Origin of the sequence: Acidovorax sp. Root219, assembly GCF_001428665.1 — a bacterium.
Lineage (GTDB): Bacteria > Pseudomonadota > Gammaproteobacteria > Burkholderiales > Burkholderiaceae_C > Acidovorax.
On record NZ_LMIJ01000011.1, the window covers coordinates 398,371 to 417,743 of the forward strand.

The following is a 19,373-nucleotide window of genomic DNA, read 5'->3' on the forward strand; positions in this document are numbered from 1 at the left end:
CTGCGGTGTTCAGCGCGGTTCTACGTTCATTTCCAGGCGCAGGTCGACTGCGGCGCTGGTGGGGGCTACGCTCTTGACGGTCTGCTGGCCCAGGCCCAGCACACTCATCTGCTTCCAAGACTCTCCGTCACCCACCTGGTTGCCCACCTGGTCCAGCCACTTGAAGCGGTAGAACACGGTGCGGTCGGTGCGGCCCATGTTGGCCATATCGGCCTGCACCACCAGGATCTCGTTGGTGCGCACGATGCGCATCTCGCGCACGGCGATGCTGTTGGCTTCGCCGCGCAACGCCACCTTGGAGGCCACGGCGATGGGGGTCGCAGGGTCGTGCAGCTGGGCGTGGGCCGCAGCGCCGGTCAGTGCCATCACGGCGACGCCGATGGCGGTCAGGTGGGTGCGGATAGTCATGGGTAAGGCTCCTTGGAAAACGGTCTTCGGTTCAGTTCTTGGCCGGGGTCACGGGCGCTGCCGCGGGCTTGGCCGCAGGCCGCGTGCGGTTGGTGGTGGTTGTCTTGGTGGTCGTCGTCGTGGAGATCGTCTTGGTGGACGAGGAAGGCACGTCGACCGCTGGTGCCACGGCGGCAGTAGAGGCCGTTGCGGCCAGCTGGCCGACCGATGCCACGTCGCCCATGATCACGCTGTTCTCGTACAGGCGCAGGGGCACCAGGGCGTATTGGCCGTCGATCTTCACGGGCTGCGGCAGTGCGCGGCCGTTGATGGTGATGGTGTGCTCTCCGGGTGGCAGGTAGCCACGGGCCACGTATACACGGCCGGGCAGCATGCGCCACATGCGGTCGTCAGCCTGTTCGGTGGCCGAGGCTGCCACGGCACCCACGATGCCGCCCAGCAGGCCGCCCTTCTTTTGCAACTGGTCCTGCAGCACGCCCTTGGCGACGGCGCGGGTGAAGCCGCGCAGCACCATGCCGGGCATTTCGTCCTTCAGGGCGCGGCGTGCCATCACGTTCACGTCAACCACTTTTTCGAGCTTGAAGTCCGTGCCGGCGGCCGACAGGTTGGTCAGCGGCGTGTCGCGCGAGGGCTCGATCACAGGGTAGGAAACGCTCACCGTGGTCCAGCGGCTGCCCACGGGCACCGGCAGGGTGAAGGCGCGGGGCTTGCGCGCAGGGGCGTCGCCGGCCTCGACCACGAACAGCACGTCGGTCATGCGCTGGCGGCGCTTCCAGGTGAAGCTGGTGCGGCTGTCCAGGCCGCGCAGGCCTTCTTCGAGCACGCCGGTCTCGGGCTTGAGCTCGATGGCCTTGCGGTAGCCTGGCGCGGCCAGGCCCGGCTCATTGAGCATCTCGTACAGGAAGCCGGCCAGGTAGTGGCTCAGGGCGTTCTGGTAGCCGTTCTTCAGGGCCAGCACTTCAGGGTCGTTGAAGGTCTCGACGGGGTAGCCGTTGAGCTCCTTGCCGCCCGAGGTGGCGCCCTTGGACTTGGCTTCCTGCTCGGCCGCCACGGTTTCCTTGGAGCGGAACTCGGCAATGATGGCTTCGCGCTCATGGGTGCGCTTGATGTCCACGCGGGCGTTCTCCACGTCGCCCACGGCCACGCGGTTCAGGGCCAGTCGCGTGGTCAGCCAGACCTTCTCGTAGTCCTGGCCTTCATAGGCCTTCAGGCGCTCGCTGATCAGCGCCGCGCCCACGGTGCCCATGAGCTTTTGCGGGTTGCTCTTGGCCGTGTCTTCCCATTCCTTGACCTTCACGTCGGCCAGCAGGAAGGCGTTCGTGCTGTCCGCGTAGCGGCGGTCCATGCGCAGCAGCTCGCCGCGCTCCATGTTGAAGAGCAGCGCGGTCTTCTCGTCCTCGGTCTTGGCCGTGGATTCGAGCTGTGCGATGGCGGCGGGAATGCCACCGCTGCGGCCGGCGCCCTGCACGTCGCTGGCGAGCTTGTCATGGCTCTGCATCGTCGCGCAGCCCGTGAGGGCGGCGCTGAGCGCCAGCACCCACAGAAGGCGGGGACGCAATTGGGGTCGAATGGTCATGAATACTCCTTGCAAATGATTCGGGTGTTCACCAGAAAACCCCGGCGACGCGCCCCTGCTACAGCAACGCGGCGGCAGACACCCATGGGGGTGCCGAACGCGGCATGCTGATTGCGATGGAGGTTGTCGACCGGACAAGGAAAGCTGTGCAGGACCTCGCGCTCCCTCCTGGCGCTGGTCCTCGCGGTTGCGGCTGCAAGCCCCTTGTGGCTGTGAATTTCTTGGTTCTTGTGTGCTCTGAAGCCAGGGCGCAATGTAGCAAAAGGATGTATCTTTTCTGTAACCGACAAGGGCTGGGGAAAACAGTTGTAGCGGTGCATTTCAGGCCCCCTTTTCAGTCAGCAAGGGCAGGCGGTAGATCCACACCACCCGACCGCCCGGTGCACGCAGCTGGGCACGGGGCAGCAGGCCGGGCACGGCGAACTCCAGGCTCACCAGCCAGGAGCCGGGCGCCATCTCGGCCTGGGCCTTGGCGGCGGCGCGGGCCATGCTCTCGGGGCGCTGGAACAGGTAGACCATCTGGTAGCCGCTCCAGTCGGCCTGCCACATGTCGCCACGGCGCACCTTGGCCCAGGGGCAGCGCAGCGCGCAGGCCAGGCGCAGTGGCCAACTCCATTCCAGGCCCTCCATGCGTGCATCGGGATAGGCGTGGCGCAGCGCGATGAGGCCATCGCCCAGGCCGCAGCCGGCGTCAAGCACCCGGGCGCCCGGCGCCAGGGAAACCTGTACCGCCAGCGCCTGCAGCGCATGGCGCGGCGTGGGGAAGATGGGCGCGTCACGCCAGGCATTGAGGGGGTAGACCGCCAGCAGCAGGGCCAGCGGCACCAGCCAGGCCCAGGCCGGCAGGCTGGCCAGGCCGGTGATCGCCAGCGACAGCGGAAAGCCCAGCGCAATCAGCGCGCGGCGCCACCAGCTGGCACCCAGCAGGCTCGCAGCCGTGCCCAGCAGGCAGGCGGCCACCAGCGCCGCCATGGGGGGCACGGCCCGCTGCAGGCTGAGGTACAGCAGCCATGCTCCCGCCCACGCCAGCAGCGCGGGAAGGGGCCAGGGCAGCAGGCGCAGTGGCATATACATTACAGGCCGAAAAGGCCTTGCTGGGAATGGGCGGTGCCGGAGACGACCAGGCGCACAGTCTGCGCGCAAATGGCGCAAATGGCCACGCCCGGCAGGCACCATCCTGTGGCCAGGACGGCAGGGAACGGCGGGCGGTGTGCGCGGGACATGGGGCTCTCCAGAACTCCCCCGGTGCACATGCCCCGGGATGGAATGGAGCGCAGTGTAGGCCGGCATGGCGCACCGCAACACGCCTGTGCAAGCCGCCGCGGCACGATTGTGTGCACTTTGTCACGTGGCCCCGTGCCAGAGGGCTCCGTGCGCCCTGAACAGGCACCGCCCAGAGCGGACAACAAAACTCAGCGAAGCGGTTCTGGCCAGGCGCTGCGTCGCAGGCGGTACGGGTGTACGACCAGACGCAGGAACGACGCCAGAAGAGTTTTCTCAGCCGCGCAGGCGCTCGATCAGGCCGTTGAGTTCTTCGATGGAGCCGAACTGGATCGCCAGCTCACCCATGTCTTCCACACGCCCTGCCCGCTTCACGCGCTTTTTCACGCGCACCTCGACCTCGGCCATGAGCAGGTCGGACAGCTCTTCTTCCACGCGCCGCAGGTCGCGCGATTTTTCCTTCTGGGGCTTTTGCGGCATGAGGCTGAACTCGGCACCGATCTTCTTGACCAGGGCCTCGGCCTCGCGCACCGAGAGCTTCTTGGCCGCGATCTGGTTGCCGGCCGTGATCTGCGCCGCACGGTCCAGCGACAGCAGCGCGCGCGCATGGCCCATGTCGATGTCGCCGGCCATGAGCATGGTCTGCACCGGCTCGGCCAGGTTCAACAGGCGCAGCAGGTTGCTCGCGGCGCTGCGCGAGCGGCCCACAGCCTGGGCGGCCAGCTCGTGCGTGAGGCCGAACTCCTTGACCAGGCGCTGCAGACCATGGGCCTCTTCGAGCGGGTTCAGGTCTTCGCGCTGGATGTTCTCGATCAGCGCCATCGCGGCGGCGGCCTCGTTGGGGACGTCGCGCACCAGCACCGGCACGCGGTCCAGGCCCGCCAGGCGCGCGGCACGGAAGCGCCGCTCGCCGGCGATGATTTCGTACTTGCCGGCGTTCTCGCCATCGGCCAGGCGCCGCACCAGGATGGGCTGCATGATGCCCTGCACCTTGATGCTCTCGGCCAGCTCGTACAGCGCGCCCTCGTCCATGCGCGTGCGCGGCTGGTACATGCCGGGCACCATCTCGGCCAGCATCAGCGTGTTGGGCAGGCCGGCATCGGCCGCCAGGGCCTGCTCGGAGGCTTCGCTTACCTTGGGGCCCAGCAGGGCTTCAAGGCCGCGTCCGAGGCCCTTGGGTTTTTTGGTGACCATGGTGAGAGAGCTTTCTTTTTCTATGTTCTGGGAATCAGGGACGGCGCGGCGCCGCCATCACTGGTCGATGATCACCAGCGTGCCATGGCTGCCCGGCGCCACCGCATGCGGCACGCCGGCGGGCACGATGAAGACCTCGCCGGCTTGCACCTCGGTGACCTGGCCCTGCAGATCCAGGCGCATGCAGCCCTCGATCACGAGCAGGGCCTCGTCGAAGTCGTGCGACTCGTCGGGGTAGGCACCGTCGTCCATGCGCAGCACCTTGACGTTGGCGTTGGCGGCCCGGCCGATGACGCGCGACGACCAGGCGTTCGGAAACGACCGGGCTGTCTCAAGGAGATTGGTTTTGGACATGGCGGGTCACGTGATGGGCTGCGGTGGTACGGCGGGCGATTGCAGGCCGGCCAGCAGGGCAAGCCCCTCGGGCCAGTCCGCCAGGCCCGACCCGGCATTGATGTGCCCGCGCTCGCCGTAGTCGATGAAACGCGCGCCCCAGGCCTGGGCCAGGCCCTCAGCCCGCTCGAAGCTGCAGTACGGGTCGTTGCGGCTACCCACCAGCACGGCAGGGAACGGCAGGGGCTGGCGCGCAATCGGCGACCAGCCCGGCAGGTAGCCGGCGATGTCCTCGCGCTCCACGTCGCCCGGCGCCACCAGCAGCGCACCCTTTACGCGGTGCGTGTGGGACGAGTGCGCAGCCCACCAGGCGGTGAGGATGCAGCCCAGGCTGTGCGCCACCAGCACCACGGAGCCGGGGGCATCGACGATGGTTTCTTCGAGCCGCGCCGTCCAGTCACCGCGCAGCGGGCGCATCCAGTCGTGCTGCTCCACGCGCGCAAAGCCATGCAGCGCCTCCCAGCGGCTCTGCCAGTGGTCGGGGCCGGAGCTCTGCCAGCCGGGCAGCACGAGGACGTTATCGGGGGTCACATTCATACTATGAATTTGATAGCAAGCAGGCAGATGCTCGATCAGACAACGGCGGGCTTCTTGCCCAGCGCCTTCATGCTCTGCACACGCTCGACCATCTCCTGCGCGAACTCGATGAAGGCCTGGCTGCCCTTGGCCAGCGGGTCGAACACCACGCCAGGCAGGCCGTAGCTCGGGGCTTCGGCCAGGCGCACGTTGCGCGGGATCACCGTGTTGAACACCTTGTCGCCGAAGTGGTCCTTGAGCTGCTCGCTCACCTGTTGCTGCAAGGTGATGCGCGGGTCGAACATCACGCGCAGCAGGCCGATGATCTGCAGGTCGGCATTGAGGTTGGCGTGCACCTGCTTGATGGTGTTGACCAGGTCGGTCAGGCCTTCGAGCGCGAAGTACTCGCATTGCATGGGCACGACCACGCCATGGGCCGAGCACAGGCCGTTCAAGGTGAGCATGGAAAGCGAGGGCGGGCAGTCGATGAGCACGAAGTCGTAGTCCGCATCCACTTCGGCCAGCGCGGCCTTGAGGCGCTTTTCGCGATGCTCCAATGCCACCAGCTCGACCTCGGCGCCGGCCAGTTCGCGGTTGGCGCCCAGCACATGGTAGCCGCATTTCTCGGAGAGCACCGCCGCCTCGCGCACCGAGGCGGATTCGAGCAGCACGTCGTACACCGTGAGGTCGAGCTTGCGCTTGTCCAGGTTCGAACCCATGGTGGCATTGCCCTGCGGGTCCAGGTCTACCATCAGCACACGCTGGCCGATCTTCGCCAGGCCGGCCGCCAGGTTGACGGTGGTGGTGGTCTTGCCGACGCCACCCTTCTGGTTCGCGATGCAAAAAATCTGGGCCATGGGGTGGATGCCTTGTTTACTTCGAAATGGCCAGCTTGATGCCGAAGCCGATCAGGAACACGCCGGCGACTTTTTCGAGCACGCGGCCGATGGTGGGGTTGGCGCGCATGCGCTCCGCCAGGTGGTGGGTCAGCAGCACGGCGATGAGGCCATAGGCAAAGGTGAGCGCCGCCACGGTGGCCGCCATCACGCCGAAGGTGAGCAGGCCTTGGTGGCGGGCTGGGTCCACGAACAGCGGGAAGAACGCCATGTAGAACACGATGGCCTTGGGGTTGAGCAAGGTGATCAGCGCGGCCTGCTTGAAGTAGTGGCGCGGCTCGATGTTCAGGATGGGCTGGGCACCGGGCTTGGCCGTGAGCATCTTGAAACCCAGCCAGGCCAGGTAGGCGGCACCGAGCCACTGCACGGCATGGAAGGCGGTGGGGTAGGTGGACAGCAGGGCGGCCACGCCGGCCACCGCCATCCACATCAGCACCTGGTCGCCGGCGATCACCCCCATGGTGGCAGCCAGGCCACCGCGGATACCGCCCTTGCTGGTGGAGGTGATCAAGGCCAGATTGCCCGGACCGGGGATCGCCAGGAACAGCACGATGGCAGCCACGAAGGCGCCGTAATCCGCAATGCCAAACATGAGAACCCCCAGGGGAAAGACGAGCCGCGAGTGGGCGAATACTGCGGCTGCAACAAACGACCAGCGAGCGGCGAGTTTACGCGACCCGTGCGCGCAGCCCCGCCCTTTTTACCAACAGCGGGTCACGCCGGGCGCATCCAGACGATGCAGCGCTCGGCCTCCAGGCCCGGCACGGTGAGCTGTTCCACGTGAAACACCTGCACGCTGGCGGGCAGGGCCGCAATTTCCTCCGTGGGGTGCTTGCCCTTCATGGCCAGCCACACGCTCTGCGCGCCCAGTGCCTGGCGCGACCAGGTAGTGAAATCCACCAGCGAGGCGAAGGCCCGGCTGGTCACCACGTCGAAGGGGCCGTCCAGGCTCTCGACCCGGGCATGCACGCCACGCAGGTTGGGGAGCTTGAGCGACACCGCCACCTGCTGGATGAAGGCGGCCTTCTTGGCCACCGTGTCCACGCAGCTCACATCCACTTCAGGGCAGCAGACGGCGATCACCACGCCCGGCAGGCCGGCACCGGCACCTACGTCGAGCAGGCGGGCACCCTGCCCTGGCGGCAAGGCCGCTTGCGCCAACGCGCGGCGCAGCGGCGGTACCGCCGCCAGACTGTCGAGCAGGTGGTGGGTCAGCATCTCCTTGGGGTCGCGCACAGCCGTGAGGTTGTAGACCTTGGTCCATTTCTGGATCAGGTCCAGGTAGCACAGCAGGGCATCGGCCTGCGCATCGGTGAGCGGTACGCCCAGTTGCTCGGCGGCAGACAGCAGCGTGGGGCGGAAGGCCGCCGTGGTGGCGGAAGGGGTGTTCATGACCATCTCTCGGTGTCCGTTGTTCAGTAGGCTGTGCGTCGGGTTGCGTGGCTTCGCTCGGTGGTTCCACGTGAAACTACCCAACCACTGCGGTCATCAGGAGCCGGCGCTGTTCCAGCAGTTGGCTGGCTGGTCCTTGGTCTGCACCCAGTAGCGGGTGCCCTGGCCCAGGGTCGTATTCGTGGTGCGCATGCCCTGCAGGCCGCCACTGTTCAGTCCATCCTGCACATTGGCCATGCGCCAGCCGCTGCCCAACTCCTTTTCGCACCGGGCCGACGCCAGGGCTGCGGAGGTCAGGATCGCGCCCATCACGGGCTGGGTCGGTGCCAGCATGCCACCGGTCCAACCGGCATAGGTGGCATCCGCAGCACCCGCAGGTTTGGTGGCTGTGCCGGGCTGGATGCACAGCACGGGCAGCACCACGCGGCACGAGGTGTCGCCCTGCTGGTGGTTGCAGGGGTGGTCGTCCTTCAAGGGCCGGTCCGTCGCGCGGGGCTCCCCTGCGCAGCCCAGGCGAGCGATCTCGGCGGGCACCGTGGCATCGTCCACCACCACCGCAAAGGTGAGGCCATGGCCGATGCCCGAGGTGGCAACCGCTGGCGCGGCTACCATGGGCACCGCACCGGAAGCGCCCCCCTGAGCCGGGCGGGCCGGAACAGGCGCACCTCGCGACAGCACAGCGCTTTCCTTGCCGGCTTGCGCCTCGGCGCGCTTGTCGCGCTGGTGCTTCATCCACAGCGGAATGGCAAGCAGCAGTACCAAAACGGCCACCACGGCGATGGCACGCACCATCAACAACTCTCCGCGCTGGCGCGCGCGCAGCCCTGCCCTGCCTTTGCCGGCCACGGGCCGCTCAGTGCGCTGTGGTTTCTGCATGGGCACGTGCGCCGGCAATACCACGGAAGGCGCCCTTCTTGAGATGCACCATGAGCAGCGAAATCGTAGCAGGCGTGATGCCCGAGATGCGCGAGGCCAGGCCCAGCGTTTCGGGGCGGTGGCGGGTCAAAATCTGGCGCGCCTCGATGGAGAGCGCCGACACCAGCATGTAATCCAGGTCGTCCGGCAGCTTGAGGTTCTCGTAGTGGGCGGCACGCTCCACTTCGTCCTTCTGCCGGTCGATGTAGCCGGAATACTTGGCGGCAATCTCCAATTGCTCGATCACCGGCTCGGCCAGCGGGCCCAGTGTTTCACGTGAAACGTCGATGGCGGCGTACTTGCCACCGTCCATGCCCACCAATGCCTCGTAGCCCACATCGGGCCGACGCAGCAGCTCAAACAGGTTGTATTCGTGCTCGATGCTCTTGCCCAACACCCGCTCAGACTCGGCCGCAGGCAGGCTGCGTGGGTTCACCCAAGTGGCCTTGAGGCGCTCTGTTTCACGTGAAACAGCGTCGCGCTTGCGGCTGAAAGCATCCCAGCGGGCATCGCCCACCAGGCCCAGCTTGCGGCCCATCTCGGTCAGGCGCAGGTCCGCGTTGTCCTCGCGCAGCTGCAGGCGGAACTCGGCCCGGCTGGTGAACATGCGGTAGGGCTCGTTCACGCCCTTGGTGATCAGGTCGTCCACCAGCACACCCAGGTAGGCTTCGTCGCGGCCCGGCAGCCAGGGCGCGTCGCCCCGGCACTGCAGCGCGGCGTTCACACCGGCGAACAGGCCCTGGGCTGCGGCCTCTTCATAGCCCGTGGTTCCGTTGATCTGGCCCGCAAAGAACAGGCCCTGGATCTGGCGCGTCTCGAAGCTGCTTTTGAGCGAGCGCGGATCGAAGTAGTCGTACTCGATGGCGTATCCCGGGCGCAGGATGTGTACGTTTTCCAGTCCCGGCATGCTGCGCACCAGCTCGTACTGGATGTCGAACGGCAGGCTGGTGCTGATGCCGTTGGGGTAAAACTCGTGCGTGGTCAGGCCTTCGGGTTCCAGAAAGATCTGGTGACTGTCCTTGTCGGCAAAGCGGTTGATCTTGTCTTCCACGCTCGGGCAGTAGCGCGGGCCCACGCCCTCGATCTTGCCGGTGAACATGGGGCTGCGGTCGAAGCCGCTGCGGATGATGTCGTGCGTGCGCTCGTTGGTGTGCGTCACCCAGCACGGCATCTGGCGCGGGTGCATGGCCGCATTGCCCATGAAGCTGAACACCGGCACCGTGCGCTCGTTCACGCCGCCCGGCATGCCGTCGCCGGGCTGCTCCGCGCACTTGGAAAAGTCGATGCTGCGCCCATCCAGGCGCGGCGGCGTGCCGGTTTTCAAGCGCCCCTGGGGCAGCTTGAGCTCCTTGAGGCGTGCCGACAGCGACACGGCGGGTGGGTCCCCTGCCCGGCCGGCGGCGTAGTTGTTCAGGCCCACATGGATCTTGCCATCGAGGAAGGTCCCAGCCGTGAGCACCACCGTGCGCGAACGGAAGCGGATGCCCACCTGCGTGACGGCGCCCACCACGCGGTCGCCCTCCACCATCAGATCGTCCACCGCCTGCTGGAACAGCCACAGGTTGGGCTGGTTCTCCAGCATGCGGCGGATGGCGGCCTTGTACAGAATGCGGTCGGCCTGCGCACGGGTAGCGCGCACGGCCGGGCCCTTGGAACTGTTGAGGATGCGGAACTGGATGCCGCCCTCGTCCGTGGCCAACGCCATGGCGCCGCCCAGCGCGTCCACCTCCTTGACCAGGTGGCCTTTGCCGATGCCGCCTATGCTGGGGTTGCAGCTCATCTGCCCCAGCGTCTCGATGTTGTGCGTGAGCAGCAGCGTCTTGCTGCCCATGCGGGCAGCCGCCAGCGCGGCCTCGGTGCCGGCATGGCCACCGCCGACGACGATCACATCAAATTCCTGGGGGTACAACATGGGAGCGCTCCGGGGCCTGTCGGGCCCGATAATCAAAAAACCCGGTACGACACCTGTGGGCAGGCCCCGCCTGGGCCTGCCGTATGTACCGGCCCCGCCCGAGTGCGGGGGTGCAAGCCTGCACCCTGCCCGGGCGGGCAACCCGGGATTTTCCCACTTTGCGCCAGCCCTGTCTGCGGGCAGCCCTATCGTCCGCCGCCCTACCCGACTGGTGGGCGATTAGCGGGTACGGATGGCAGCGGTCCACACGGACAGCTGCACAGCGATGTTTCACGTGGAACCCTTCACTGTGCAGCTTCCAAGTTGCGCCACGGCGGGAGCACTCCGGCGCGCTTGCAGGAATCCTGCCCCCGCCCTGTGCTCCAATCCAGCCATGCATAAGAACTCCCTCCTCGTCTTCGCCGGCAGCACGCGCCAGCAATCGTTCAACCGCCGCCTGGCCCACGCGACCGCCGCGATCGCCCGCGATGCGGGTGCCGAGGTCACGCTGCTGGAGCTGTCGGACTTCGACATCCCCATGTACAACGCCGACCTGGAGGCGCAAGGCACGCCGGCCGACGTGGTGCGGCTCAAACAGGTGCTGTGGGCGCACCCGGCATGGATCGTCTGCTCGCCCGAGTACAACGGCAGCTACACCGCCCTGCTCAAGAACACCATCGACTGGGCATCGAGCCCCGTGAACGGCAACCCCGAGTGGCAGGACGGCACCAAGTCCTTTCGCGGCAAGGTGGTGGGCATGCTCAGCGCGTCCAACGGCGGCTTGGGCGGCCTGCGCTCGCAAAGCCACCTGGCACCGTTGCTGATCAACCTGGAATGCTGGCTCGCACCCAAGGCCTTTGCCCTGGGCCAGGCCAGCACGGCTTTCGACGAGGCGGGTGCCTTGGTGCAGCCGGCCCACCGCGAGCGCGTGCGTGCCGTGGTCGACCAGGTGCTGTGGGCCTCCGCCCGCCTGAACGCCGCTTAAGCTATAAAATCTATAGCGATCTGATGCAGTGCCGATCCGGCTGCGGCGCCTGCTGCACCGCCCCGTCCATCAGCTCGCCCATCCCCGGCATGCCCCAGGGCAAGCCGGCGGGTGTGCGCTGCATCCAGCTCGGGGACGACGCGCGCTGCCTCATTTTTGGGCACCCTGCACGCCCTGCCGTCTGCAGCGGCCTGCAGCCCTCGGCCGAGATGTGCGCCGACAGCACGCCAGCGGCCATGGCCTTCCTGACCCGGCTCGAAGACCTTACCCGCCCCTCGGCCTGATCAGTCTTCCTCGTCGTCGTCCTTGTCGGCCTCGGGCGGCACATCCAGCGCCACCCGGGTTTCGAACTTGGAGCAGTTCATCGCGAAGGTGCTCTTGAAGTTGCGCACATTGTTGTTCGACGAAAACACCTCGCGCGTAAACGCGTGGTAGCGCTCCATCGACGCGGAGTTGATGATCAGCAGAAAGTCGAACTCACCCGAGACCTCGTAGCAGGCCATCACATCGTCCTGCGCCGCCATCTTGGCCTCGAAGTTGCGCAGCAGCGCATCGTTCTGCTTGTCCAGCTCCACCGACACGAACACCGTGAGCGCGAGCCCCACGCGCTGCCGGTTCACCACCGCGACCTGCTTGAGCAGGATGCCCGCCGCGCGCAGGATGGCAATGCGCCGCTGGCAGGTGGCCGGCGAGCTGTTGACCTTGCGGGCCAGCACGCGCAGCGGCTGCGAGGCGTCTTCCTGCAGCAGGTTGAGGATCTGGATGTCCAGGCGGTCAAGGTTCATGGGCCCGCCCACGATACCAAAGGACGATGGGACAAATGCATCACGCTTCTCCAAATGGTGAGACAGATACGTCATTGAACGCCGTATTGCGGTGGTTTCAACCGGGCACCCACCCCAACAATGCGTAGGAACCATCCGACATCTGGGAGCGCATTGCCATGACCACCCCCGCCGCCGACTTCGACCAGCAGCTCGTGCGCTGGCGCCACCACCTGCACCGCCACCCCGAGACCGGATTCAACGAGGTGCAGACGGCCGACTACGTGGCGCGCATCCTCTCGGCATTGGGCCTCGACGTCCATCGAGGCATCGGCGGCACCGGGGTGGTGGCCAACCTCAGCGTGGGCAGCGGCGGCCCCACCATCGGCCTGCGCGCCGATATGGATGCCCTGGCAATGGCCGAGGCCGCCCCCGGCCGGGCCCATGCCTCCAGCCACCCAGGCTGCATGCATGCCTGCGGGCACGACGGCCATATGGCCATGGTGCTGGGTGCCGCCCAGCTATTGGCCGAGCGGCGCGACTTCCACGGCACGGTGCGCTTCATCTTCCAACCGGCCGAGGAACATGGCCGGGGAGCCGCCGCGATGATGGCCGACGGGCTGTTCGAGCGCTTTCCGGTCGACGAGATCTATGGCGCACACAACATCCCGGGCATGCCGGCCGGCCACATGGCCATCCGCAGCGGCGGCATCATGGCCAGCGAGGACAACTTCACCATAGCGATCACCGGTCGCGGTGGCCACGCGGCGCGCCCGCACATGGCGGTGGACCCGCTGGTCATCGGCGCCGAGATCGTGCTCGCCCTGCAGACCGTGGTGGCCCGCTCGGTGGACCCGAGCCAGCCCGCCGTCATCTCATGCACCGAATTCACCACCGACGGCATCCGCAACGCCCTGCCCACCCACGTCACCATCCAGGGCGACACGCGCAGCTATTCGCCGGCGGTCCAGGCACTCCTGGAAAAACGCATGCGCGAGATCTGCGAAGGCATCTGCGCGGCCCACGGCGCCACCTGCCGCTTCAGCTACACACACGAGTTCGCACCCACCGTGAACTGGCCGGCCTGCGTGGAGGTGGCCAGTGCCGCCGCAGAGGCCGTCATCGGTGCCGAGCGCCTGGACCGCAATGTCACACCGATGATGATCTCGGAAGACTTCGGGGCCTTCCTGCAGGTGGTCCCCGGGGCGTTCATGTTCATCGGCAACGGCGAGGCCGGCAGCCGCGGTGGCGTGCCCTTGCACAACGCCGGCTACGACTTCAACGATACCGTGTTGCCTGTAGGCGCGCGCTACTTCGCAGAAATCGCCCGCGTGCGCCTGCCCATTTCCTGAACCCGAGAATCCCATGCTGTTCACCAACCCCCAGGCCACACGCCGCCCCTACGACCCTGACCTGCAGCGTGTGATGAACCTCGCCCAGGGCCACGAAAGCCGCCAGTGGCTCTCTGGCTGGACGCAACTGCGCCTTGGCAGCACCCCGCTGCACGCCCTGCCCCACCTGGCGCGGCAACTGGGGCTCGGTCAGATCCATGTGAAGGACGAATCGGTGCGCTCGCCGCTCGCCAGCTTCAAGGCACTGGGTGCGCCCGTGGCGCTGCTGCGCCTGGTGCGGCGCCAGTGGCCCGCTGAAGCCTGGGCACCCGCCGACCTGCTCGCCGGCCGGCATGCGCCGGCCCTTGCCGGTTTCACGGTCATCAGCGCCACCGACGGCAACCACGGCCGGGCCCTGGCCGCTGCGGCGCAGAGCATCGGCTGCCGCTGCGTCATCGTGCTGCACGCCCACGTCAGCGCCGAGCGCGAGCAGCCCATCCGCGACCTGGGCGCCGAGATCGTGCGCGTCACCGGCAACTACGACGATTCCGTGCAGGAGGCCGAGCGCCTGGCCCGCGCCCACGGCTGGTGGGTGGTCTCCGACACCTCGTACGACGGCTACGAAGAGATTCCGCGCGACGTGATGCAGGGCTACGGCATCCTGGTCGAGGAGCTGCTCGAGCAGATCCCCACGCGCACCGATGGCGCCAGCCCCTTCACCCATGTGCTGCTGCAGGGTGGCGTGGGCGGCCTGACCGCGGGCGTCGTCGGCCATTTCTGGGAGCGCTACGGCGCCCGGCGCCCGGCCTTCATCGCCGTGGAGCCCGAACAGGCCGACTGCCTGCTGCAGAGCGCCATCGCTGGCCGGCCGGCACGCGCCACGGGCAGCGTGGACTCGGTGATGGCGGGCCTGGCCTGCGGCGAGACCTCGCCCCTGGCCTGGCGCTTTCTGCAGCCTGCGGTGGACCTGTTCATGACGGTGGGCGACGCCCAGGCCGAGGAGGCCATGCGCACCCTGGCCAGTGGCGCCGCCGGCGACATGCCCGTGCTCAGCGGCGAATCGGGCGCCGCCAGCCTGGCCGGGCTGGTCGCGCTCATGGCCAACCCGGAGCTGGCCGCCCAGGCCGGCCTCGGCGCCGACTCCCGCGTGCTGCTGATCAGCACCGAAGGCGCTACCGCCCCGGGCGTCTACGAAGCCATCACCGGCCGCAGCCCTGCCAGCGTGCTGCAGGCCCAGCTTGCATGGATGGCACGCCCGTCGCACGGATGACAATGGATGAACCCACGACCCCAGGAACCCCGATGACCCCTTCCGCCCTTGATTTCGACGCACCCGAGGTGCGCCGCCTGCGCGACGACCTGGCCCTGGCCCTTCGTGCCGCCGCCCACCACGGCCTGTCCGAAGGCGTGTGCAACCATTTCAGCGTCGAACTGCCCGATGGCTCGGGCCGCTTCCTGCTCAATCCGCGCGGCCTGATGTGGAGCGAGGTGCAGGCCGAGGACATCGTGCTCATCGACGAACAGGGCCAGCGCCTGGCTGGCCGCCACGAGGTGGAACCCACGGCCATGTTCATCCATGCCGCGATCCACCGCATCTGCAAGAAGGCCTGCGTGCTGCACACCCACATGCCCTACGCCACGGCGCTCACGCTCACCACCGACCGCTGCCTGGACACCACGCTCTCGCAGAACGCCATGCGCTTCCATGGCCGCACGGCCGTGGACCCGCACTACAACGGCTTCGCACTCGACGTGCGCGAAGGCGAACGCATCGCCGGCGTGCTGCAGGCGGCGGACATCGGCTTCCTCGGCAACCACGGCGTGGTCGTCTGCGGCGACCGCATCGACTACGCCTACGACGACCTGTACTACCTGGAGCGCGCCTGCATGGCCCAGGTGCTGGCGCAGTCCACCGGCCGCCCCCTGGCCCCGGCGAGCGCCGCGCTGGCGCAGCACGTCAGCGAGCAGTCCATGGGCGAGCGCCTGCAGTCCGAGCTGTTCTTCGAGGCGCTGCGCAGGACGCTCTGAGCATTTTGCGGTTCCGGGCTGTCACACAGCGGACCCCTGGCGCGTCTGGTTATCGACCAGACTACGCTTGGAGATGCGCCATGACCACCACCCTGCCCCCGGCCTACCAGGCCGATGACACCTTCACCGCCCTGCGCCCGCGCCTGTTCGGCATTGCCTACCGCATGCTGGGCGTGCGTGCCGATGCCGAGGACGCCCTGCAGGACGCCTGGCTGCGCTGGAGCCACGCGGACACCAGCACCCTGCAGTCGGCCGAGGCCTGGCTGGTCACCGTGGTCACGCGCCTGTCCATCGACCGGCTGCGTGCCGCCAAGGCTGAGCGCGAGGCCTATGTCGGCTGGTGGCTGCCCGAGCCGCTGGTGGAGCAGCTCGACGAGCACACGCCCGAGGCCGCGGCCGAGCTGGCGGGCGAACTCTCGGTCGCCTTCCTTTACGTGCTCGAACGCCTAGGGCCCGAGGAGCGTGCCGCCTTTCTGCTGCGCCAGGTGTTCGACTACGACTACCCCGAGATCGCCGCCCAGCTGGGCAAGACCGAGGCCACCTGTCGGCAGATGGTGCACCGCGCCAGCGAGCGCGTGCAGCAGGCGCGCACCCGCTTCGAGGTGCCCCGGGGCGTGCACCACCAGCTGCTCGAACGCTTCATCGCCGCCGCCCACAGCGGCCAGCGCGATGCCATACAGGCCCTGCTGTCCGAAGACGCGATGCTCATCGGTGACGGCGGTGGCAAGGTGCAGTCCTTCCTGCACCCGCTGGTGGGCGCCTTCCGCATCGCCAACCTGTTCTGGGCCCAGTGGCGGCGCATGGCCGAGCAGGTGGTCTACCGCCCGGTGCTGATCAATGGCGAGCCGGGCCTGCTGCGCTACATCGACGGCCGGCTCGAATCGGCCCAGGCCATCGTGACCGACGGCGAGCGCATCGTCGCCATCTACGCGATCCGCAACCCGGACAAGCTCGCGGGCATCCCGCTCACACTCGGCTGAAAACTTTTTTGCGATCGGCTGTCACAAGGGCACATGCCCACGCGTCTTGAAGTGTATGGAAGCCAACGAAAGGCCCGGCGCCTTCCAGTTTCCACCCTTCATCACCACCACCAGGAGTTTCCACCATGTCCCAGCACACAGCCCGCCTGCCCTACCACCAGCTCGCCAACAAGGCCTTCATGGGCCTCGTGAACCTGTCCGAGACCATCAAGAAGGGCAGCATCGGCGCCCGCCTGGCCGAACTCGTCTTCCTGCGCGTCTCGCAGATCAACGGCTGCGCCTACTGCATGGACATGCACTGGACCTATCTGGTCAAGGACGGCATGGAGGCGCGCCACCTCAACGCCGTGGCCGGCTGGCGCGAAGCGCCCTTCTTCAGCGAGCGCGAGCGCACCGCCTTGCGCTGGGCCGAGATCATCACCGCCACGCCGCACAGCGACGCCAGCGACGCAGAGTTCGCCCTGCTCAAGGCACAGTTCAACGACACCGAAATCGCCGAGCTGGGCTTTGCCATCGGCGTCATCAACGCCTGGAACCTGATCAACGCAGGCATGCGCGCGCCCATCCCGGTCCAGGCGGGCTGAACGCGCGCGTTTTCCCGCCCTGAACCCAGGTCGGCGACAATACGGGGCCGGCCGGTGTGGTGCGGCCCGGATCCTGATGCGCGCCCTGCCTCGGACCCCAGCGAGCCCCCTGGCGCAAAGGACCGGCATGCCGATCGCCCCGCAGGAGCTGGTGGCCCAACTGGACCCCCTGGTCTCCGATCCCCGCCGGCTGGCCGCCGTCCATAGCGTGGCGCTGCTGGACAGCCCGGCCGAGGAGGCCTTCGACGCCATGAGCCGCCTGGCCGTGAACCTCGTGGGCGCGCCCGCGAGCTTCCTTTCCATCGTCGACGCCGAGCGCGACTTCTACAAGAGCGCCCACGGCTTTCCGCAAGAGCTGGCCTCTGCCCGCGAGGTGCATGGCCGCACCTTCTGCCACTACGCCATCGCCAGCACCGATCCGCTGGTGATCGGAGACACCCACGCCGACCCGCTGTGGCGTGCCGTGCCCATCGTCGACAGCCTGGACGTGCGCGCCTACGTCGGCGTGCCCCTCATCGTCGATGGCCAGCCCATCGGCAGCTTCTGCGTCATCGACAACCAGCCACGCACCTGGACCGAGACCGAGATCGAGACCCTGGTACAGCTCGCCAAGGCCGCCGCGCGCGAGATCCAGCTGCGCAGCGCGCTCAAGGAGTCCGAGGCCAATGCCGAACGCGCCCATGCGCTGGCCAAGGCCAACGAAGAGCTGCTCGCCGTGGTCGCGCACGACCTGCGCTCGCCGCTGCAGGTGATGGGCCTGAACACCACCGTGCTCGCCCGCGCCGGCCATGCCCCCTCGCTGCCGGCCATCCGCCGCATCGAAGGCGCCATCACCTCCATGAAACGCCTGGTGGACGACCTGCTCTCCACCCATGCCGTCGACAGCCGCGAACGCACCTTGTGCGAGACCATCGCACCGACCCGGCTGCTGGCCGATGCGGCAGACGCCATGGGCATGGTGGCCGAGCGCGCCGGCATCCACCTGCACCTGGTGCCCGGGCAGACCGGCGAGGTCTTCGTGGACTACGCCCAGCTGCTGCGCGTGCTGTGCAACCTGATCGGCAACTGCCTCAAGTACTGCCCGGCGGGCAGCACCGTCTCCCTCAGCGCGACGGAGACCGCCGACAGCATCGTCATCCGGGTCACCGACGATGGTCCCGGCATGGGCGAGGCCGAGCAGTCCTGCGCCTTCGAGCGCGGCTGGCAGGGCAGCGCCGGCGTGGCCGGGCAGGACGGCGCGGGCCTGGGCCTGTGGATCGTGCGCACCCTGGTCGAGCAGAACCAGGGCCGCGTCGCGCTGCACAGCGCAGCCGGCCAGGGCACCGAGGTCGCCGTGCGCCTGCCGCGCCACCGCAGCTGAGCGCCCGAGCGGCCGCTGCGGCGGCCCGACGCGAGCAACACCGGCACGGGACTCAGGGAATGCCGTACTTGTTGGGGTAGCGGATGTTCTCGCGCATGTGCGCGCTCATTGGGATGCGCAGCGTGGCCGTGTCGAACCACTGGCGGTACAGCGCCGCCAGCTCGCCCGAGTGCATGAGGCCCAGCACCGTGCGGTCCACCACCTCGCGCAATGGCAGGTCGTCCTTGGGCAGCATGAAGGCATAGGGCTCCACGGTGAGGTGGCGGCCGGTCACATGCAGCTCCTCGCGCAGCGGCGATGATGCGATGAGGCCGTAGAGCAGCACATCGTCCTGCGCGAAGGCATCGACCTGGCCCCGCTCCACCAGGCGCACGCCCTCGGCGTCGGTGGCCACCAGGGTCACGGCGATCTCCTGCTCACGCTCCACGCGCTGCAGCGTCTCCTGCGCCGTCGTGCCCCGGCTCACGGCAATGCGCCGCCGCCACAGGCTGGGCACCCCGTCGAACTGCACCGACTGCCGCGCGAGAAAGCGCACACCCGTGGTGAACAGCGTGTGCGAAAAGTCCACCTCCTTTTGCCGGCCCACGGTGTTGGTGTTGCCCCCGCACTCGATGTCGATGCGGCCGGCCGCAAGCAGCGGGATGCGCTGCGCCGCCTCCAGCGGGCGGAACGCCACGCGCAGGTCCGGCAGGCCCAGCTGTTTGCGCAGCGCCTCCATGACCTTGTTGCACACGGCGATCGAATAGCCCACGGTATTGCCCGCCGCATCGCGAAAGGCAAAGGTGCCGGGCGTGGGGATATAGCCCACGTGCACCGTGCCGCTGCGCGCGATGCGGGCCAGTGCGCCGCCCGTGCCCTGGGCATGGGCCAGAGGGCCCAGCAGGGCCAGCACGATCAGGACCGACAGGGACTTCGCGAGAACACGTGCATACATGGCTC

At 67.9% G+C, this 19,373-nt stretch carries 21 protein-coding genes; 8 read left to right on the forward strand and 13 right to left on the reverse strand.

Features of this window, described 5'->3' with window-relative positions; all coding sequences use genetic code 11:
* Window positions 1-9: 9 nt before the first annotated feature.
* The 11 genes from ASE28_RS12595 to mnmG all read right to left on the reverse strand — a co-directional run bounded on the left by ASE28_RS12595 (window position 10) and on the right by mnmG (window position 10,423).
* Window positions 10-408 carry a YcfL family protein gene (locus ASE28_RS12595; RefSeq protein ID WP_057200387.1) on the reverse strand — a complete coding sequence of 133 codons (399 nt, stop codon included), beginning with the start codon at window positions 406-408 and terminating at the stop codon, window positions 10-12.
* A gap of 31 nt (window positions 409-439) precedes the next feature.
* A complete protein-coding gene (locus ASE28_RS12600) occupies window positions 440-1,984 on the reverse strand; it encodes a COG3014 family protein (protein ID WP_057266833.1) in 1,545 nt (514 codons plus the stop codon).
* Window positions 1,985-2,305: 321 nt separating this feature from the next.
* Entirely contained in the window at window positions 2,306-3,058 is a 753-nt protein-coding gene (locus ASE28_RS12605; RefSeq protein ID WP_057200389.1) for a hypothetical protein, read from the reverse strand.
* 423 nt (window positions 3,059-3,481) lie between these two features.
* Entirely contained in the window at window positions 3,482-4,399 is a 918-nt protein-coding gene (locus tag ASE28_RS12610) for a ParB/RepB/Spo0J family partition protein (protein ID WP_057266834.1), read from the reverse strand.
* Window positions 4,400-4,456: 57 nt separating this feature from the next.
* Window positions 4,457-4,753 carry a cupin domain-containing protein gene (locus ASE28_RS12615; protein WP_057200391.1) on the reverse strand — a complete coding sequence of 99 codons (297 nt, stop codon included), beginning with the start codon at window positions 4,751-4,753 and terminating at the stop codon, window positions 4,457-4,459.
* Between the two features lie 6 nt (window positions 4,754-4,759).
* Entirely contained in the window at window positions 4,760-5,329 is a 570-nt protein-coding gene (locus ASE28_RS12620) for an RBBP9/YdeN family alpha/beta hydrolase (protein WP_369818164.1), read from the reverse strand.
* A 35-nt stretch (window positions 5,330-5,364) separates the two neighbouring features.
* The gene (locus ASE28_RS12625; protein ID WP_057200392.1) at window positions 5,365-6,165 is read right to left on the reverse strand and encodes a ParA family protein; all 801 of its coding nucleotides are present in this window, start codon (window positions 6,163-6,165) and stop codon (window positions 5,365-5,367) included.
* 16 nt (window positions 6,166-6,181) lie between these two features.
* On the reverse strand, window positions 6,182-6,796 hold the full coding sequence (locus ASE28_RS12630) for a LysE family transporter (protein WP_057200393.1): 615 nt from the start codon (window positions 6,794-6,796) through the stop codon (window positions 6,182-6,184).
* 122 nt (window positions 6,797-6,918) lie between these two features.
* Window positions 6,919-7,596: a 16S rRNA (guanine(527)-N(7))-methyltransferase RsmG gene (gene rsmG, locus ASE28_RS12635; RefSeq protein WP_057267289.1), complete on the reverse strand. Its 678-nt coding sequence runs from the start codon at window positions 7,594-7,596 to the stop codon at window positions 6,919-6,921.
* A 96-nt stretch (window positions 7,597-7,692) separates the two neighbouring features.
* A complete protein-coding gene (locus tag ASE28_RS12640) occupies window positions 7,693-8,472 on the reverse strand; it encodes a hypothetical protein (RefSeq protein ID WP_157421958.1) in 780 nt (259 codons plus the stop codon).
* On the reverse strand, window positions 8,450-10,423 hold the full coding sequence (gene mnmG / locus ASE28_RS12645; RefSeq protein ID WP_057266836.1) for a tRNA uridine-5-carboxymethylaminomethyl(34) synthesis enzyme MnmG: 1,974 nt from the start codon (window positions 10,421-10,423) through the stop codon (window positions 8,450-8,452). The genes ASE28_RS12640 and mnmG overlap by 23 nt, the downstream gene beginning before the upstream one ends.
* A 373-nt stretch (window positions 10,424-10,796) precedes the next feature.
* On the opposite strand from mnmG, the gene ASE28_RS12650 reads away from it, so the two are divergent.
* The gene (locus tag ASE28_RS12650; RefSeq protein ID WP_057266837.1) at window positions 10,797-11,387 is read left to right on the forward strand and encodes an NADPH-dependent FMN reductase; all 591 of its coding nucleotides are present in this window, start codon (window positions 10,797-10,799) and stop codon (window positions 11,385-11,387) included.
* A gap of 23 nt (window positions 11,388-11,410) precedes the next feature.
* Window positions 11,411-11,671: a YkgJ family cysteine cluster protein gene (locus ASE28_RS12655; RefSeq protein WP_057200397.1), complete on the forward strand. Its 261-nt coding sequence runs from the start codon at window positions 11,411-11,413 to the stop codon at window positions 11,669-11,671.
* On the opposite strand, the gene ASE28_RS12660 is transcribed toward ASE28_RS12655, so the two are convergent.
* Window positions 11,672-12,172, reverse strand: a complete 501-nt coding sequence (locus ASE28_RS12660; RefSeq protein WP_057266838.1) for an Lrp/AsnC family transcriptional regulator — start codon at window positions 12,170-12,172, stop codon at window positions 11,672-11,674.
* Window positions 12,173-12,330: 158 nt separating this feature from the next.
* On the opposite strand from ASE28_RS12660, the gene ASE28_RS12665 reads away from it, so the two are divergent.
* The 6 genes from ASE28_RS12665 (at window position 12,331) to ASE28_RS12690 (ending at window position 18,434) form a co-directional block, all read left to right on the forward strand.
* Complete coding sequence (locus ASE28_RS12665) at window positions 12,331-13,503, forward strand: M20 aminoacylase family protein (RefSeq protein WP_057266839.1); 1,173 nt, start codon at window positions 12,331-12,333, stop codon at window positions 13,501-13,503.
* Window positions 13,504-13,516: 13 nt separating this feature from the next.
* Window positions 13,517-14,752, forward strand: coding sequence for a diaminopropionate ammonia-lyase (locus tag ASE28_RS12670; RefSeq protein WP_057266840.1), 1,236 nt, complete (start codon window positions 13,517-13,519; stop codon window positions 14,750-14,752).
* Between the two features lie 32 nt (window positions 14,753-14,784).
* Window positions 14,785-15,510, forward strand: coding sequence for an aldolase (locus ASE28_RS12675; protein WP_057266841.1), 726 nt, complete (start codon window positions 14,785-14,787; stop codon window positions 15,508-15,510).
* 80 nt (window positions 15,511-15,590) lie between these two features.
* Window positions 15,591-16,490, forward strand: a complete 900-nt coding sequence (locus tag ASE28_RS12680; protein WP_057266842.1) for an RNA polymerase sigma-70 factor — start codon at window positions 15,591-15,593, stop codon at window positions 16,488-16,490.
* Window positions 16,491-16,615: 125 nt separating this feature from the next.
* Window positions 16,616-17,074, forward strand: coding sequence for a carboxymuconolactone decarboxylase family protein (locus tag ASE28_RS12685; RefSeq protein WP_057266843.1), 459 nt, complete (start codon window positions 16,616-16,618; stop codon window positions 17,072-17,074).
* 127 nt (window positions 17,075-17,201) lie between these two features.
* Complete coding sequence (locus ASE28_RS12690; protein ID WP_057200403.1) at window positions 17,202-18,434, forward strand: GAF domain-containing sensor histidine kinase; 1,233 nt, start codon at window positions 17,202-17,204, stop codon at window positions 18,432-18,434.
* A gap of 52 nt (window positions 18,435-18,486) precedes the next feature.
* On the opposite strand, the gene ASE28_RS12695 is transcribed toward ASE28_RS12690, so the two are convergent.
* Entirely contained in the window at window positions 18,487-19,368 is an 882-nt protein-coding gene (locus tag ASE28_RS12695) for an amino acid ABC transporter substrate-binding protein (protein WP_057266844.1), read from the reverse strand.
* Window positions 19,369-19,373 lie beyond the last annotated feature (5 nt).

Coding starts and splice junctions, on each gene's coding strand:
- ASE28_RS12630 (WP_057200393.1), bottom strand. CDS start 6,796: ATGTTTGGCATTGCGGATTACGGCGCCTTCGTGGCTGCCATCGTGCTG.
- ASE28_RS12650 (WP_057266837.1), top strand. CDS start 10,797: ATGCATAAGAACTCCCTCCTCGTCTTCGCCGGCAGCACGCGCCAGCAA.
- ASE28_RS12660 (WP_057266838.1), bottom strand. CDS start 12,172: ATGAACCTTGACCGCCTGGACATCCAGATCCTCAACCTGCTGCAGGAA.
- rsmG (WP_057267289.1), bottom strand. CDS start 7,596: ATGAACACCCCTTCCGCCACCACGGCGGCCTTCCGCCCCACGCTGCTG.
- ASE28_RS12625 (WP_057200392.1), bottom strand. CDS start 6,165: ATGGCCCAGATTTTTTGCATCGCGAACCAGAAGGGTGGCGTCGGCAAG.
- mnmG (WP_057266836.1), bottom strand. CDS start 10,423: ATGTTGTACCCCCAGGAATTTGATGTGATCGTCGTCGGCGGTGGCCAT.
- ASE28_RS12685 (WP_057266843.1), top strand. CDS start 16,616: ATGTCCCAGCACACAGCCCGCCTGCCCTACCACCAGCTCGCCAACAAG.
- ASE28_RS12610 (WP_057266834.1), bottom strand. CDS start 4,399: ATGGTCACCAAAAAACCCAAGGGCCTCGGACGCGGCCTTGAAGCCCTG.
- ASE28_RS12615 (WP_057200391.1), bottom strand. CDS start 4,753: ATGTCCAAAACCAATCTCCTTGAGACAGCCCGGTCGTTTCCGAACGCC.
- ASE28_RS12620 (WP_369818164.1), bottom strand. CDS start 5,329: ATGAATGTGACCCCCGATAACGTCCTCGTGCTGCCCGGCTGGCAGAGC.
- ASE28_RS12690 (WP_057200403.1), top strand. CDS start 17,202: ATGCCGATCGCCCCGCAGGAGCTGGTGGCCCAACTGGACCCCCTGGTC.
- ASE28_RS12665 (WP_057266839.1), top strand. CDS start 12,331: ATGACCACCCCCGCCGCCGACTTCGACCAGCAGCTCGTGCGCTGGCGC.
- ASE28_RS12655 (WP_057200397.1), top strand. CDS start 11,411: ATGCAGTGCCGATCCGGCTGCGGCGCCTGCTGCACCGCCCCGTCCATC.
- ASE28_RS12670 (WP_057266840.1), top strand. CDS start 13,517: ATGCTGTTCACCAACCCCCAGGCCACACGCCGCCCCTACGACCCTGAC.
- ASE28_RS12695 (WP_057266844.1), bottom strand. CDS start 19,368: ATGTATGCACGTGTTCTCGCGAAGTCCCTGTCGGTCCTGATCGTGCTG.
- ASE28_RS12680 (WP_057266842.1), top strand. CDS start 15,591: ATGACCACCACCCTGCCCCCGGCCTACCAGGCCGATGACACCTTCACC.
- ASE28_RS12640 (WP_157421958.1), bottom strand. CDS start 8,472: ATGCAGAAACCACAGCGCACTGAGCGGCCCGTGGCCGGCAAAGGCAGG.
- ASE28_RS12600 (WP_057266833.1), bottom strand. CDS start 1,984: ATGACCATTCGACCCCAATTGCGTCCCCGCCTTCTGTGGGTGCTGGCG.
- ASE28_RS12605 (WP_057200389.1), bottom strand. CDS start 3,058: ATGTATATGCCACTGCGCCTGCTGCCCTGGCCCCTTCCCGCGCTGCTG.
- ASE28_RS12675 (WP_057266841.1), top strand. CDS start 14,785: ATGACCCCTTCCGCCCTTGATTTCGACGCACCCGAGGTGCGCCGCCTG.
- ASE28_RS12595 (WP_057200387.1), bottom strand. CDS start 408: ATGACTATCCGCACCCACCTGACCGCCATCGGCGTCGCCGTGATGGCA.